General features: G+C 61.8%; 10 protein-coding genes. 2 read left to right on the plus strand and 8 right to left on the minus strand.

The annotated features are described in order from the left end of the window. Positions 1-115: 115 nt before the first annotated feature. Positions 116-1,300 carry a ribosome small subunit-dependent GTPase A gene (rsgA, locus tag DXD48_RS01540; protein WP_233502294.1) on the minus strand — a complete coding sequence of 395 codons (1,185 nt, stop codon included), beginning with the start codon at positions 1,298-1,300 and terminating at the stop codon, positions 116-118. 383 nt (positions 1,301-1,683) lie between these two features. Then, positions 1,684-4,365 (minus strand): cation-translocating P-type ATPase, encoded by a 2,682-nt coding sequence (locus tag DXD48_RS01545; protein ID WP_117563710.1) that lies wholly within the window; start codon positions 4,363-4,365, stop codon positions 1,684-1,686. Positions 4,366-4,807: 442 nt separating this feature from the next. Between DXD48_RS01545 and pyk the strand changes: the two genes are divergently transcribed. After that, positions 4,808-6,268: a pyruvate kinase gene (pyk, locus tag DXD48_RS01550; protein ID WP_117563711.1), complete on the plus strand. Its 1,461-nt coding sequence runs from the start codon at positions 4,808-4,810 to the stop codon at positions 6,266-6,268. Positions 6,269-6,690: 422 nt separating this feature from the next. Continuing rightward, a complete protein-coding gene (locus tag DXD48_RS01555) occupies positions 6,691-7,764 on the plus strand; it encodes a hypothetical protein (protein WP_147325422.1) in 1,074 nt (357 codons plus the stop codon). Here the strand turns inward: DXD48_RS01555 and DXD48_RS01560 are convergent. The 6 genes from DXD48_RS01560 to pheS form a co-directional block, all read right to left on the minus strand. After that, positions 7,761-8,609, minus strand: coding sequence for a hypothetical protein (locus DXD48_RS01560; RefSeq protein ID WP_117563713.1), 849 nt, complete (start codon positions 8,607-8,609; stop codon positions 7,761-7,763). The two genes, DXD48_RS01555 and DXD48_RS01560, sit on opposite strands and share 4 nt — an antisense overlap. A 79-nt stretch (positions 8,610-8,688) precedes the next feature. After that, complete coding sequence (locus DXD48_RS01565; protein ID WP_147326342.1) at positions 8,689-9,456, minus strand: energy-coupling factor ABC transporter ATP-binding protein; 768 nt, start codon at positions 9,454-9,456, stop codon at positions 8,689-8,691. Between the two features lie 43 nt (positions 9,457-9,499). Then, complete coding sequence (locus DXD48_RS01570) at positions 9,500-10,336, minus strand: energy-coupling factor transporter transmembrane protein EcfT (protein WP_117563715.1); 837 nt, start codon at positions 10,334-10,336, stop codon at positions 9,500-9,502. Continuing rightward, complete coding sequence (gene cbiM / locus DXD48_RS01575; protein WP_117563716.1) at positions 10,314-11,396, minus strand: cobalt transporter CbiM; 1,083 nt, start codon at positions 11,394-11,396, stop codon at positions 10,314-10,316. The genes DXD48_RS01570 and cbiM overlap by 23 nt, the downstream gene beginning before the upstream one ends. Positions 11,397-11,722: 326 nt before the next feature. Next, positions 11,723-14,176: a phenylalanine--tRNA ligase subunit beta gene (gene pheT, locus DXD48_RS01580; protein ID WP_117563717.1), complete on the minus strand. Its 2,454-nt coding sequence runs from the start codon at positions 14,174-14,176 to the stop codon at positions 11,723-11,725. Positions 14,177-14,356: 180 nt separating this feature from the next. Continuing rightward, positions 14,357-15,433, minus strand: a complete 1,077-nt coding sequence (gene pheS, locus DXD48_RS01585; RefSeq protein ID WP_117563718.1) for a phenylalanine--tRNA ligase subunit alpha — start codon at positions 15,431-15,433, stop codon at positions 14,357-14,359. Between the last annotated feature and the right edge of the window lie 321 nt (positions 15,434-15,754).

Raw genomic sequence — 15,754 nt, forward strand, 5'->3', positions numbered from 1 at the left:
AGCTCGTGGCAAGGTTTTGGTCAGCACGTCAGCAAACTGCATGTTTCGAGGCTTTTCCGCAGCAAAAAAGCCGTCTCCCGAACAGTTGGGAGACGGCAGTCATAGGAAAAATCAATTACAGATGGACATCGGGATCGAGCATTTGAGCACTCACGCGCATGGATGACGCCAGGTTTTGGAACGTTTCCAAACGCAGACTGTCGATCTGCCCGGCGTCCTCGGCCTCGCGAACGGCGCAACCCGGCTCATGGGTATGCGTGCAATCGCCAAACCGGCACGCGCGCGATGCCTCGACAATCTCGGGGAAGGCGCGCGCCAGACCCCGCTCGTGACCCACGAGCGGTAAGCTGCGCAGGCCCGGGGCATCGGCGATCACGCCGGCGTCGCCCGGCAGCGCTACCATCACGCGCGCGACGGTAGTGTGACGGCCCTGGTCGTCGCGTTCGCGCACACCGCCGGTCGCCAACGTATCGTGGCCCAGCAGCGCATTGAGCAGCGTCGACTTGCCGGCACCCGACTCGCCCAGAATCATGGCGCAGCTCCCGGCAGGCACGCAGGCACGGACCTCGTCCAGGCCGCGGCCCTCGGCAGAGGACGTCACGATCACGCGCACGTCCGGACCCACCAGGCGGCGCACGCGGTCTAGATCGCGCTCGAGCTCCCCGGCATCGCAGCGGTCAGCTTTGGTGAGTACCACCACCGGTTCGGCATCGCAGTCGAGCGCCAACACCAGCGAGCGCGCCACGCGGTCGAGCAGCACCTCGCCGGCACCGAGCGCCTGCACGATCAGCACGCTATCCACGTTGGAGCAGAGCACCTGACGCTCACCGCGAGCGCGTCCGCGCCAGCGCTCAAAACTCGTACGGCGCGGCAGCACGCACTCAATCACGCCCATATCGTGCCCGGGAGCGCGGCGCACCGCCACACGGTCGCCCACGGCAGGCAGCAGGACCTCATCCTCGCCGCGCGACTTGGCAAACCCCACGGCATGCTCGGCACGAAACGTGTCATCGGCAGTCGCCACCAGCGGAAACCCGCGGTCCAGGCGCACCACGGCGCCAAGCTGCATCTGCTCGGGCTCCTCGGCATGTGCGCAGAAATCATCAAAGGCAGCCTGCTGAGCTTCATCGACCGGCAGGTCATCAAACGCCGGAACATCCTGCAGCGCGTCAAGCCCCGGTACACTCGCCAGCAACTCCTCAGCAGATGCAGGGGGTTCGGTCGCGAGCTTCCGACGACGATCACGCTTAGCCCGCGCCCCCGTCGTCTTTTTCTTCGCCTTAGCCTTAGCCTTAGCCACAAACGCCTCCCAGCACCAAAAATCACAACTGAGCAGGTATTTTCCCACAAAAAAGAGTCGGTCGAGCAAATGCTCGACCGACTCACACACTTTCCCTCAGCCTTTATCATCCACACGGGAGAAAAGTCAGCAACGTCACCGCAGGGCCCGCCCGCCGAGAGGGGTTTCCAAAGGGCACATCCTTTATTCAAAACGAGCGGCCGAGCAATTGCTCGGCCGCTCACCTTCTTTCCCTCAGCCCTTTTTCATCCGCGCGGGAGAAAAGCCAGTAAGGATACCGTAGGGCCCACCCTGGGAGTGTTTTCTTCTGAGCGATCCCGCAGCGCGAAGCGCGAGGACCAGCGAAGAAGAAAACACGCAGGGGCGGGCCCGGACAGGTTAACTTACTCCTTCTCGACCGCGCGCATGATCGCCTTGTAGATCTCCATCAGCGGGATGATCAGGAAGGCCAGGCCCAGGGCAGCGACAACGCCCTTGAGCTCAAGCGTCACGGGGCCAAAGAACATCTCGGCAAGCGTCGGCTGCACGGTCACGATCACCGTCAGCACCAGTGCCAGCGCGGCGGAAGCCCACAGCCACTTGTTCTGCTTCTTCATCTTAAACAGCGACGTGCGACGGCTGCGCATGTTAAAGCAGTGGAAGATCTCGACCATGTTGAGCGTGATGAACGCCATCATCACGCCTTCCTCGTCGGCATTGCCGGCGATCATATCGGCGATGTGGATGTAGCCCATGTCAAAGTACACGCCCACAAAGAAGCTCGCCAGCACCAGCGCGGTGATGATTAGGCCCTGGACCACGCAGTCCAGACCCATATGTCCGGCAAAGACACCGTCCTTGGCGTTGCGCGGCTTGCGCTTCATGATGTCGCCCTCGGCATCCTCCATGCCCAGCGCAAGCGCGGGGAAGCAGTCGGTAACCAGGTTCACCCACAGCAGCTGCACCGGCTGGAAGATGGTAAAGCCGATGAGCGTGGCGATAAACACCGAGAACACCTCGGCAAGGTTGGCCGAGAGCAGGAACTGGATGACCTTGCGGATGTTGTCGTAGATGCGACGGCCCTCTTCGCAGGCGCCGATGATGGTGGCGAAGTTGTCGTCGGCGAGCACCATGTCGGCGACGTTCTTGGTGACATCAGTGCCGGTGATGCCCATGCCAACGCCGATGTCGGCGCGCTTAATGGACGGGGCGTCGTTGACGCCGTCGCCCGTCATGGCCACAATCTGGTCGCGCGACTTCCAAGCCTCGACGATGCGGGTCTTGTGCTCGGGCTGGACGCGGGCGTACACGCCGTAATCCTCGATGTGCGCGTCGAGCTCCTCGTCGCTCATGCGGTCGAGGTCGGCGCCGGTGATGGCCTGGCTGCGATCGGCGACGATGCCCAGCTGCTTGGCGATGGCCACGGCGGTGTCGATATGGTCACCCGTGATCATGACGGTGCGAATACCGGCATCGTGGGCCTCGCGGATGGCGTCGGCGACCTCGGGGCGGACAGGGTCGATCATGCCGGACAGGCCGCAGAAGACCAGGTCGTGCTCGAGCGCAGCGGGGCTGCAGTCGCTCGGGACCTCGGTGTAGGTGCGGCTTGCCAGCGCCAGCACGCGCAGGGCCTCGTCGGCCATGGCCTTGTTGGCGGCCACGAGCTCGGCACGGCGCTCCTCGGTCAGGGGGACGACCTTATCGCCCTCGTAGATATGGGTGCACAGGCCGATCACCACGTCGGGCGCGCCCTTGGTGTACTGCTCATACTCGCCGTCAAGGGTCTCGACGACCACGGACATCATCTTGCGGCCCGAGTCAAACGGGGCCTCGCCCACGCGCGGGTGCTCGGCAGTCAGGCCAGTGAGGCCCGCCTTGCCGGCATCGTTGACGAGCGCACACTCAGTCGGCTCACCCACGGCCTCGCCCAGCTCCTCGTCCCACTGGGCATCGGAGCACAGCGCCATGCCGGCCAGGAACTTCTCCTTGGGCGCAGCGAGCTCGTGCTTGACGACGGTCATCTTGTTCTGGGTAAGGGTACCGGTCTTGTCGGAGCAGATGGTCTGTGTGCAGCCGAGAGTCTCGACGGCAGAGAGCTTGCGGATAATCGCCTGGCGCTTGGCCATCTTGGTCACGCCAAGCGAGAGGACGATGGTCACGACGGCAACCAGGCCCTCGGGGATGGCGGCGACGGCGAGCGAGACGGCAACCATAAAGGTGTCGAGCAGGGCAGTCGGGTCGGTAAGAACGTTGCCCACGCCGTGGCGGATGATATCAACGCCAAAGATGACGACGCAGATGACGATAACCATGATGGTGAGGATGCGGCTGAGCTCGGCGAGCTTCACCTGCAGCGGCGTGAGCTCTTCCTTGGCCTCGGCCAGGGCGCCGGCGATCTTGCCCATCTCGGTGTTCATGCCGGTGCCGACCACGACGGCGCGACCGCGGCCGTACACGACGGTGGAGCCCATATAGCACATGTTCTTACGGTCGCCGAGCGGCACGTCATCGGTGCCCGCAGCGAGCTCGATCACGTTGGCGTGCTTCTCTACGGGCACGGACTCGCCGGTGAGCGCGGCCTCTTCGATCTTCATCGTGGCGCTCTCGAGCACGCGGCAGTCGGCCGGGACGGAGTCGCCCGCCTCGAGCATGATCACGTCGCCGGGCACGAGCTCGGCGCTCGGCAGGTGCACGAGCTTGCCGTCGCGCAGCACCTTGGACTGCGCCGCACTCATCTCCTGCAGGGCCTCGAGGGCCTCCTCGCTCTTGGCTTCCTGGACCACGCCCAGCACCGAGTTGACGATAACGACGAACATGATGATGGCAACATCGGCAAAGTCGGGCTCGCCCTTGACCATGCCCGTGAGCGCACTGATGACGGCGGCAACGATCAGCATGATGACCATGGGGTCGGCCATCTGCTCAAAGAAACGCTTCCACAGCGGTGTCTTCTCGGCTTCCTCGAGCTTGTTAGGGCCTGTCTTGGCGAGGCGCGAAGACGCCTCGTCGTTGCTCAGGCCGAGGTTCTCATCGACACCTTGGTCGCTGAGCACCTCCGCCGCGGCGGACAGGTATTCCTTTTGCATATAGAGTCCCCTCCTGGGATTCGGGCCACTCAGCAGATTGATGCCCGATCATAATTCCCAGGAGAAGGGCAAGGGCTCATCAAGGCTGCCGTGCTGAGCGGCAGTTGATAGTGGAGCTATGGTACCCCAAAGCGACGCGTCTAGCCAAAACAATCGGTTTGGAAATATGGTCCGCACGCAACGGTGCAGACCGTGTGATGCTCAACATTGGTAAAACGTTTTTTCTTCGGCACATCGCCAAACTGACATATCTCCCAGATAGCAGCGGTTGGAGTGGTTGGTAAAGATTTTTCATATACCGTTTTTCCCGCAAAAAATGAACTTCCATTTCGGCATACGGTCGATTTTATGGGGTATTCGGTCAGCATTTCGTTATAATCAACACGGTTTTATTTCTTATGGTTTATCTATCAGCGCAAGACGATGTCAGATGGAGGTCTGAATGTACAAGCGCACTAAGATTGTATGCACCATGGGTCCCGCCTGCGATAGCGACGAGACCATCCGCGAGATGATCAAGGCGGGCATGAACGTCGCCCGTTTTAACTTCTCGCACGGCTCCTACGACGAGCACCACGGTCGCATCGAGCGCGTCCGCCGTATTTCCAAGGAGCTCGGTCTGCCCGTCGGCATCCTGCTCGACACCAAGGGCCCCGAGGTCCGCACCGGCCTTCTGGTCGACGGCAAGAAGGTTGCCGTCAAGACCGGCGATAAAATCGTCGTCACCGCTCAGCCCACGTCCGAGGATTTCCACGGCACCTCTGAGCACATCTCCCTCGACTACCTGGCTCTGCCTTCCGAGGTCGAGAAGGGCTCCCTCATCCTGATCGATGACGGCCTGGTTGCCCTCGAGGTCGAGTCCGTCAGCGGCCAGGACATGACCTGCGTCGTTAAGAACGACGGCCTGATCGGCGAGCGCAAGGGCGTCAACATGCCCAACGTCAACATCTCGCTGCCCGCCATCACCGAGCGCGATCGTCAGGACATCCTCTTTGGCCTGACCGAGAACATCGACTACATCGCCGCTTCCTTCATCCGTGACGGCGAGTCCGTCCGCGGCATCCGCAAGCTTTGCCGCGAGAACGGTGGCGAGCACGTGACGATCTTCCCGAAGATCGAGTGCGCCCTGGGCGTCGAGAACTTCGACGAGATCCTCGAGGCTTCCGACGGCATCATGGTCGCCCGTGGCGACCTGGGTATCGAGATCAAGCCCGAGCTCGTTCCGCACATCCAGAAGGAGATCATCGCCAAGTGCAACGCGGCCTACAAGCCCGTTATCACCGCTACGCAGATGCTCGACTCCATGCAGCAGAACCCGCGCCCGACGCGCGCCGAGGTTGCCGACGTTGCTAACGCCATCTACGACGGCACCGACGCCGTTATGCTCTCTGGCGAGTCCGCTGCCGGTAAGTACCCGGTCGAGGCCGTTAAGATGCAGGCCAGCATTGCTCTCGAGACCGAGAAGTACCTCCCGGCCCACGCTCCGCTCGAGGTTCCGGCCGACGCTCACGGCACCCGCGTCGTCAACAACGTTGTGGGTATGTCCGCTGTGAACATGGCCACCACCGTTGGCGCCAAGTGCATCACCGTGCCGACGACCACCGGTCGTACCGCACGCCTGATCTCGCACTTCCGTCCCAACATGCCGATCTGCGCGTTCTCCCGCCACGAGTGGGCCGTCCAGCAGATGATCATGTACTGGGGCGTTATCCCGCACCAGGCCGAGATTACCCAGGGCACCGTCAACGGCACGATCGTCAAGGCGATCGAGACCGCTAAGGAGCTCGGCTACGTCGAGGCCGGCGATCTGACCGTCGCTACCGCCGGCGATCCCCGCATGAGTGTTCAGCTCGAGGACAAGGTCTCCTCGACCAACGTCGCTTACGTCGCTCAGGTGCGCTAAATCGCACTTGCAAGCATGCTTGCATTGCAAAGGGCCCGGAAGGCTTCGCCTTCCGGGCCCTTTTTCTGTGCCAATGTCGGCGCACGGCAAAACACGCACTCATTTCTTTACCAAAAGCGCGAAATCCACCCTTCGAGGCCCAAAAAATAAAGTCCCAAGCGCTAAAAGTGTTCGCCCGGTGGCAAACCCACACCTTAACCGACGCTGATAAATCGTTTTAGCAAGAGCCAGATCGACCTAGTTTTCGGAAGTATGCGGCAAATTCTGAGACCTTCGAACACACCCCGTTTTTTTACAACAAAATGCCTGATAAACTAGCCTCAAAAGCCAGGTCTGCTCACAGGGTTCAGATTTTGCCGCATACTTCCGAATTGACGCTGGCATCGCACGGTCCAAAAGCACATTTCGATCTGGAGGACGTCATGGACCTGACGCTCTGCGGTCAATCCGCTTTTTACTATTACCGTATCCCGCCGCAGGTATTAGGCCTTTACCCCGCCATTAGCCTTGGCAATATAGATCGCAGATGTTGCGGCCTCGGAAGTCATGCAGTTGTAAAAGACCTGCTTCACGCACCGCTTCACAGGCTTGTATTCACTCGGGCACAATCGGGGTCGCGAAGCCTCTTTAAATCGCACCTCCTGACCCAAGAGCCGCCTCCTGGGTCGTTTAGGCAGACTGAACATGGATTTGATGTCACTTCACCGGAATTCACGCTGCTCAGCCTTGCTACGCAGGTCTCCCGCAACCAGCTACTCATGGCTTGCTACGAGATGTGCAGCTCATTTGCAGTGTTTACGCCCTGCGAACGTACGCAACAGCAACTTGATGAGGCAATATCTCTTAAGTTCATTCCGCCCGACTGTGGTTGGAAGCGTATTGTCGACACCAAGGGCAATGACACCAACTTGTGGAAACGCGCGCCGCTCCTCAGCGCGGCGGATATCGCCGCGTTCGCCAAGCAGGCCGCAGGCCTGCGCGGTGTTAAGCAGCTCCGCTGGGCCGCCGAACGCATGGCAGGGCAGACCGCCTCGCCCTTCGAGGTCCAGACGTCCATGCTCGTCTCACTCCCCCGCGACGAAGGCGGTCTGGGTATAGGCATCACCAATAACGCACGCATCCCGCTCAGCGAAGCCGCACGTTCGCTGTATGACAAAACCTGCTGTTATGCCGATATCCTCATCGAAAGTGTCACCGACAGCATGGGCGTCATTCTGGAATGCCAAGGCCGCTCCGCTCATGACAGCGAAGCTGCGAGTCTCTCCGATGCCGAGCGCACTACCGCACTCACAAGCATGGGCTACGACGTCATCCAAATTACCTATGGCCAGATCAAGGACAAAAGGAGCTTTGGCAACCTTGCCGAACTCATCCATAAAAAGGCCGGGCTTCCCTACACCCCAAAGATCAAACAGGAGTGCGACGCCGAAGATGCTCTGCGGCAAGAACTGCTTGTCGATTGGGATGACCTATTCGCTGCCAGGCAGGCCAGCTAGCAGCTAGCGATCAGAGGCAGCGCGGGCGCGCTGGGCAATGCGACGCGGGCGGCAAAACCTGCCTCGGTTAACTCGACGACCTCGGTAAACGTTGCGTCAAAGAACGCTTCGGTCAGCAGGCGGTACGGCGGGTGATCCGGCTCGCCGGGGTTTTCGCGCACAATCTCGTGCATGACGCCAATGGTTTTGAGCACATACTCTTGCGGGATCGAATACTGGCCAAACTGGGCCGCCGCGGTATAGAGACGATCGGTCGCACGCGGGATGGAAACGATGCCGAGGGTTTTGCCAAACCAGTCAAAGTCGCCCTGCTTCTTGATGCGGAACTCCTCACACGGCTTGCCGCCATGCGCCTCGAGGTACTGGTTTACGCGGGTGTTCCACACGGTGTCGGCCACCAGATGCGACCAAACACCCAACGTCAAATCGAGTAACGACTGTGCCACGTTCTCGGGCGCGAGCGAAAGCTCGTCAGCAGCGGGACCAGCGATCGGCTCCGCATCCCTATATCGCTGCGGATAATGCACCCGATTGAGTCGCTCGCGTTCCTCGACAATCGACGTCGCCGCAGCCGGCGCACCTATCGGCATGCCCTTGAGCAGCGGCGCCACATAAGTGTCCCAAAACTCCTGCTCACGCGGCTTGGGGATAGGCTCGGGCTTGGCAAAATGCGTAATACGATACGGGATGGGATCGGCAATGCCGGGAACCATATAGCCCACAAAAATGTCCGGAACCACGCTGCCAAACAAAAAGGCATTGCGGTCGCGCACTTTATCGGCAAGCGTGCCAGCACGCGCCAGCAGTCGTTCCGTCTGAGCGATATGAATATTCCAACTTGGCATAGCCACCCCCGTAAAAACCCGGATAACTATACCATTCACAGCGGGCCACGCACGCAGCCGCACCCCTACTATCCGGCAACTATTCCGCGGCGGCGCTCTCGGTTCCATACGATGGCACGGACGCCTCGACCACGTGATGATATCGGTCGATATAGATGGCGCGGGCACCCAGGCGTCGTACCAAATCCTGATGGTGTGTGCTCATTAAGACCGTCTTGCCGGCAGCAACATAAGCCAGCAAAAAGCTGACCACGATGTCGCACGAATCCTCATCGAGTCCGTTGGTAGGCTCGTCGAGCACCAGGATATCGGGGTTCATCGACACGACGGCCGCCAGCGCCACACGCTTTTTTTGCCCGCCCGATAGCTGATAGGGAGAGGCATCGGCCAGGTCGGCAACCTGGAACAGCTCCATGGCATCGCGAACGCGGCACTTGAGCTCGTCTGTCGACAGCCCCATTTGAGCCGGACCAAACGCGACCTCCTCGCCTACCGTGGCGCAAAACAGCTGGGCATCGGCATTTTGAAACACGAAGCCTACGCGCTGGTGAAAGCGCTGGGAAGCCACGGAATCCTTTAGAAATGTTGCATCGATCACGTGCCCGTCAAACAGGTATGCCCCTGCGTCCGCGAGTTCAAGACCGTTAATAAGGCGCATGATCGTCGTCTTGCCGCAGCCATTCGGGCCAAGCAGGGCAACGAGCTCGCCACGATCGACCTGCAGCGACACACCATCGACAACCGTATGCCCCGCATAGGAAAACACCACGTCGCGTAGCTCGATGAGCGGCGCGACCTCGGCGCCCGCACCGTTCGTGCCCGCCGCATTATTCATATCAATCGTCAAAACGTCGCCCTTCCCTATTCACATCAACAGCCCGCCGTCCGCACTACAGCACAGCGCACAGCACCGCAAACAGCGCCACGGCGACCGCATAAACCGCATCGCGCCAGCTCAGTCCGCTCCGTGCGGGCGCCGGATACGCACCGGCAAAGCCGCGGCAAAGCATAGCCTCGTCCATCGCGTGGCTGCATTCCATCGCCTTGATAAAGGTCATGCCCATGATACCCGCGATCGAATCGGTACGCGAAAATCCCTCAGGCGTACGGCCAACGCTGCGCAGCATGACCGATTCGCACAGATCGTGCGCTGTGCGTCCCAGCACCTCGATATGCTTGAGTGCCATATCAAAGGTAAAGATGACCTCGTCGGGCAGATGCAGCGTCTTGAGCGCCGCCGACATGCGGCTCCAGGTAAGCGTCCATGAAACGCCCAGCACAAGCGACACATTAATGAACGTCTTGAGCGCAATCTTGAGCATGGCGCCCGTGGCAGACGCGCCCAGCAGCAGGGCGGGCAGTGCCAAAACCACCGCGAGCCCCGCAGCGCCAAGTGCCGGCACAAAGGTTGCCCGCAGCCCGCGTACGGGGCGCACGGCAACGAGCACCAGCGCGATAGCCGCCATCAACATGAGGTAAAGCGGGCTCTGTGTCAGGCACACGCACAGAACGCAAACGAACATCCCCACCAGGCGCACCGGAGCCGAAACGCAAGAAAGGGCGCGGTCGACCATCGACCCGCCCTCGTGCGCGCCTCCACCCAGGCGAACCCGCTCAAGCAGGCTCGCCAGGTGCAGGACATTCTTTTGCATCACACGATGCCGAGCCCCCACGGGCTCATATCGCTCCTCGGCCGCAAGCCAACTAGGCAGCTCGGCTATTGCCATGAGCACCGCTTTCCTTGACCGTCAGCGAGACCAGGCGGAATGTGATGGTGAGCACCGCCACGCCAATCACGCCCGAAAGAATATACATCGCAGCCTGGCCGGCAAAGCCAAGGCCCTGCTCCTCGGAATAGGCCTGCAGATAATCGCCCGTGGGCAGGGCGTCGGCAAAGGTCGGGGTGTCGAGGCCGACCGAAGCCTGCAGGCTGTCGTCGCCAGCCTCCTGAACGGCGGTCGCGGCGCCCTCGGCGTCCCACTCACCCCAGGCGTCACCGGTGGCGAGCAAGCCGAGCGGCGTAGCCACGACAAGCACGGCGACCAGAATGAGCGTGGGAATCAGGGAAGTCTTCTTGGCGGTACCATCGGCGGCAAGCTGGCCATCGGCGGCTTCGGGGCCGACGATAATGCTCGGCGCCGTCTTCTTAATGAAGCCGTAGATGGCGGCCGTCGCCACGCCCTCGATCACGCCGGCAACCAGCATATGCGGGATCAACATGGCCGGAATAGCCACGGACAGCGGGAAGGGGCAGTACAGAGGGGCGCCCGAAGCGTTGGTGAAGAGCATCGGCTGAATACCAAACTCGATTGCCGCGCACAGGGCCGCCAGGCACAGGCCGACCCAACCGCTCACGATGGCAGAAACCGAGGTGCCCCAGCTCTTGTCGTGCAGACGGCTGTTGAGCGCACGGAACACGATAGCAGCGACAAACGGCAGCACAAAGGCCATGTTAAAGCAGTTGGCGCCAAACGACAGAACGCCGCCGTCGCCAAACAGCAGCGCCTGCAGCGCCAGAGCGACCGAGACAGCGATAGCCGCGGCCTCGGGGCCCAGCAGCAGCGCGATGAGTGCGCCGCCGACGGCGTGACCAGTGGTACCGCCGGGCAGCGGAACGTTGAACATCATGAGCAAGAAGGAGAATGCGGCGCAGATGCCCAGGAACGCCATATGCTCGCGATCGAGCGTGGCGCGCACCTTTTTGATGCAGTGAACCCATACGGGCACCATCGCCACCGCCATAACGGCATCGGTCTGCGGGGACAGATAATTATCGGGAATATGCATGAGCCCTCTCAATCAGAACGTTGTGTGTTACGTTTCCAACAATCCGTAACACCGACTCTGCATACTAACAAAAAGGCGCACCGCCCACAACGCAGCACGCCCTTGCAATACGTACGTTATTAGCCCAGGTCCACGCACCGCCCAATAAAGGGCCCATGCACTCCCAACTTTCCGGTCACCCGGAAGAAGGTGCGATCCGCTCGCAACAAGGTTAACGCAGGAACCCGCCCCCGAGAGGGGTTTTCTAAGGCAACATCCCGCAGCCGCGAAGTGGCGAGGACGTTGCCGTGAAAACCCCGCAGGGGGCGGGTTCCGAACAGCAAAGATTACGAGCGGACTTCGCCGTTTACGCCCTTGCACACCTTGGTGACGATCTTCTGGTGCGCCTTCTCGACCTCTTCGCTAGTAAGCGTGTGGTCGTCCGAGCGATACGTGAGCGCAAAGGCCATGGACTTCTTGCCCTTGCCGATACGAACCGGATCGCGGTAGACATCGAACAGGCGCACGCCCTCGAGCAGCTTGCCGCCGGCGCTGGTAATACGGCGCTCAAGATCCTCGCAGGTCACGGCATTGTCGACCACAATGGCAAGGTCGTGCTCAACGGCCGGGTACTGCGAGAACTCGCGGTAGTTCTCCTGGTTGCGGGCGCCCTTGATCAGCTTGTCCAGGTCAAGCTCAAAGGCAACGACAACCTCGTCGATGCCGCAGGCCTCGCGCGCCTCGGGGTGGATCTCGCCGACCCAACCCAGCACGGTGCCGCCGGACAGAACCTCGGCCGCACGACCCGGCTGCAAAAAGGCATAGCCCTCGCCCTCGACGGGACGGAAGCGAACCTTCTCGATGCGCAGCTGGGCGAGCAGCTCCTCGACGATACCCTTGCCAAAGAAGAAACGCAGTTTACGGTACTTCATGTTCCAAGACTGCTCGCTCCACTGGCCCGAGAGCACACCCGCGACGGACTTGGTCTCCTTGGGCAGGCTGGCGTTCTCGCGACCGTGGAACAGGCTGCCGACCTCGTACAGGTGCACGTTGGGCGTACCGTGCGCCTCGTTGTAGGCCACGGACTGCAGCAGGCCCGGCAGCAGCGAACGACGCATCTCGGTCTGCTCGGCCACCAGCGGGTTCATGAGCACCACGGGGCAGCCGCGACCCTCGGTGGGCATGCCGATCTTCTCCAGGTCGCCCGGGGCGGCAAAGCCAAAGGTCGTGGTCTCGTTGAGGCCGCAGGCGCGCAGGATCTCGCCGACCTTGCGGGTGAGCTTCTGCTCGCGGGTCAGGCCGCCGATGTGGTTCTTGGCAGCCGGGATGGTCGCCGTCACACGGCCCATGCCCCATAGGCGCAGGACCTCCTCGATCAGGTCAATCTCGCGCGGCAGGTCGGGACGGAAGCTCGGCGGGGTAACCATAAAGTCCTCGCCGTCGCGCTCGACGGTGCAGCCCAGACGGGTAAGCGAACGCTCGATAAAATCGGGCTCGATGTCGGCACCGCAGATGGCATGCACGCGGGCCAGGCGCAGCTTGATGCTGTCGATGGTCTTGGGCGCGGGGAAAACATCGACATAGCCGGGAGCAACCTCGCCGCCGGCGATCTCCTCGATGAGCGCGCAGGTAACGTTGGCGACATCCACGCAGCCAGTCTCGTCAACCTGGCGCTCAAAGCGAATGGAGGCGTCGGAGATCAGCGACAGATCGCGGCTGGTGTGCGAGGTGCGGCCGGCGTTAAAGCAGGCGCTCTCGACCATCACGTCGACGGTGTCGTCCTCGATCTCGGAATCCATGCCGCCCATAACGCCGGCCAGCGCCACGGGGCGCTCGCCGTCGGTGATGAGGCCCATGCCGGCGTCGAGCACGCGCTCCTCGCCATCGAGCGTCGTAAACTTCTCGTCCTGCTGGGCGGCGCGAACCACCACGCGGCGGTGGCCGTCGCGCTCGGCAAAGGTAGACAGGTCAAAGGCATGCAGCGGCTGACCGGTGAGCATCATCACGTAGTTGGTGATGTCGACGATGTTGTTGTGCGGGCGCACGCCCAGGGCGTTGAGGCGCTTGACCATCCAGTCGGGCGACGGGCCGACCTTCACGTTACGCACGATGCGGGCGACGTAGCGGTCGCACAGGCCCTCGTCGGCGATCTCGACGGAAAGCTCGTCGTCGGTCGCGCGGCCGGTCTCCGCCTTGATGGCGGGCAGCTCAACGTGGAAATCGCGGTCGAAGATGGCGCCGGTCTCGCGGGCCATGCCGATCATGGACAGGCAATCGGGACGGTTGGGCGTGATCTCGCAGTCGAGCACAGTATCACTCGAGCCCACGTACTCGGCAAACGGCATACCGCAGGGCGTGTCCTCGGGCAGAATCATGATGCCGGAGTGGTCGCCACCCAGGCCGAGCTCGCGCGCAGAGCAGTTCATGCCCATGGACACGACGCCGCGAAGCTTGCTCTTCTTGATCTTGACGTCGCCGGGCAGGACAGCGCCGATCATGGCCGTGACGATGTGGTCGCCGGCCTCGAAGTTCTGCGCGCCGCAGACGATCTGCAGCGGAGCGGGATTGCCGTCGGCATCGAGGTTCTTGTCGCCCACATCGACCGAGCACACATACATGTGGTCGCTATCGGGGTGCGGGGTCTTGGTGAGCACCTTGGCGGTCACCACGTGGTCGAAGGACTCGCCCACGGTGTCGATCGCCTCGACCTCGGTGCCGGTACGGATATATTCGTCCGAAAGGGTCTTGGGATCCTCCGGAATATCGATCATGGTCTTGAGCCAGTCGTAAGAAACGCGCATCTAACTGGTCTCCTTTCATCTGTAACGCCTGCAATAAACAGACGGAAAACTCCAGCTACGGAGACGGGTTTCCGAGGTGCCGCAGATTGCCTTGAAAGAGGAGGGCCGCGTACTTAGGTACGCAACCGACGATTGAAAGGCAAGGTGCGGTGGCTCGGGAAGCCGCCGGGACAGGTCAACTTAAAATTGGTTCAAGAAGCGCATATCGCCCGTCATGAGCGTTCTGAGGTCCGGCAGGTCGTAGCGCAGGGCCGCGACGCGCTCGGCGCCAATGCCAAAGGCGAAGCCGGTGTACTTCTCGCGATCGATGCCGCAGTTGATCAGGACGTTGGGGTCGACCATGCCGCAGCCCAAGATCTCGATCCAGCCGCTGTGCTTGCAGAAGTTGCAGCCCTTGCCGCCGCACACGTGGCAGCTCACGTCCACCTCGCAGCTGGGCTCGGTGAAGGGGAAGAAGTGCGGGCGATAGCGCGTCTTGCGGTCCTCGCCAAACATGCACTTAACAAAGTAGTCGAGCGTGCCCTTAAGGTCGCCAAAGGTAATGCCCTCGTCGACGACCAGACCCTCGATCTGGTTGAACTGCGGAAGGTGGCAGGCATCGGCCGTGTCGGGACGGTAGACGGTGCCCGGGCAAATCATGTAGATGGGCGGCTTTTGCGACTCCATGGTGTGGATCTGCACGCCCGAGGTCTGGGTGCGCAGCAGCACGTCGGACTCGCCGTGGGCGTGGGCCTCGGGGTGCGCGACGCTGCCGGGGTTATTGTCGACCACGTAGAAGGTATCGCGGGCCGAGCGGCTCGGGTGATCCATAGGGGCGTTGAGCGCGGTGAAGTTGTAGTAGGAGGTGTCGACCATGGGACCGGACTCGACGGTGTAGCCGATGCCGCAGAAGATGTCCTCGGCCTCCTCGATGATTTGCTTGATCAGGTGCTGGTGGCCGATCTGCGGACGGATGCCCGGCAGCGTGATGTCGACGGCGTCGTGCTCCAGTGCGCGCTTGAGGGCGGCGGCCTTCATCTCGGTGTTGCGCTCGTCGAGCATGCCCTCAATCAGCTGGCGCATCTCGTTGGCGCGCTTGCCCATCACGGGACGATCCTCGGGGGCGAGCTTGCCCATCATGCGCATCAGGCCGGTGATGCGGCCCTTGCGGCCGAGCAGCTCAACGCGCGCAGCCTCGAGCTTGGCTGCGTCGTCGGCGCCTGCGACGAGCTCCTTGGCCTCTTCCTCGAGTTTGACCAGATCATCAATCAGACTCATGTCTTCCCTTTCGTCTCTCGCGCTCTCCGTTTGCCGAGGCGGCTGCCACCGTCTGGCGTTGTGAAAACGCGGCCCGGTTCGGTAACAAAAAACCGCCCTCGGGCATGTGCATTGCCCAAGGACGGTTGAATTCCGCGGTACCACCTTGTTTGACCCGGCGGATGTCTGGCCCGCCGCGCCCACTCTGTACCCCTTGTCGCGAGGCTCACGGCTTCCCTACTGGGGCTTCGCCGCCGCTGGCCGCGTGCCCGTTGAGGTCGCTGCTCGGGAGTGAACGCTTGGCCCTTGTCACCACAGGAAGGCTCGCAGCCCATGACCTTC

Source organism: Collinsella sp. TM05-37, from assembly GCF_003436455.1.
In the GTDB taxonomy this organism is placed as follows: domain Bacteria; phylum Actinomycetota; class Coriobacteriia; order Coriobacteriales; family Coriobacteriaceae; genus Collinsella.

Excerpts from the sequence above, each read along its gene's own strand:
- DXD48_RS01545 (WP_117563710.1), bottom strand. The coding sequence starts at position 4,365 with ATGCAAAAGGAATACCTGTCCGCCGCGGCGGAGGTGCTCAGCGACCAA.
- pyk (WP_117563711.1), top strand. The coding sequence starts at position 4,808 with ATGTACAAGCGCACTAAGATTGTATGCACCATGGGTCCCGCCTGCGAT.
- DXD48_RS01555 (WP_147325422.1), top strand. The coding sequence starts at position 6,691 with ATGGACCTGACGCTCTGCGGTCAATCCGCTTTTTACTATTACCGTATC.
- DXD48_RS01560 (WP_117563713.1), bottom strand. The coding sequence starts at position 8,609 with ATGCCAAGTTGGAATATTCATATCGCTCAGACGGAACGACTGCTGGCG.
- DXD48_RS01570 (WP_117563715.1), bottom strand. The coding sequence starts at position 10,336 with ATGGCAATAGCCGAGCTGCCTAGTTGGCTTGCGGCCGAGGAGCGATAT.
- cbiM (WP_117563716.1), bottom strand. The coding sequence starts at position 11,396 with ATGCATATTCCCGATAATTATCTGTCCCCGCAGACCGATGCCGTTATG.
- pheT (WP_117563717.1), bottom strand. The coding sequence starts at position 14,176 with ATGCGCGTTTCTTACGACTGGCTCAAGACCATGATCGATATTCCGGAG.
- pheS (WP_117563718.1), bottom strand. The coding sequence starts at position 15,433 with ATGAGTCTGATTGATGATCTGGTCAAACTCGAGGAAGAGGCCAAGGAG.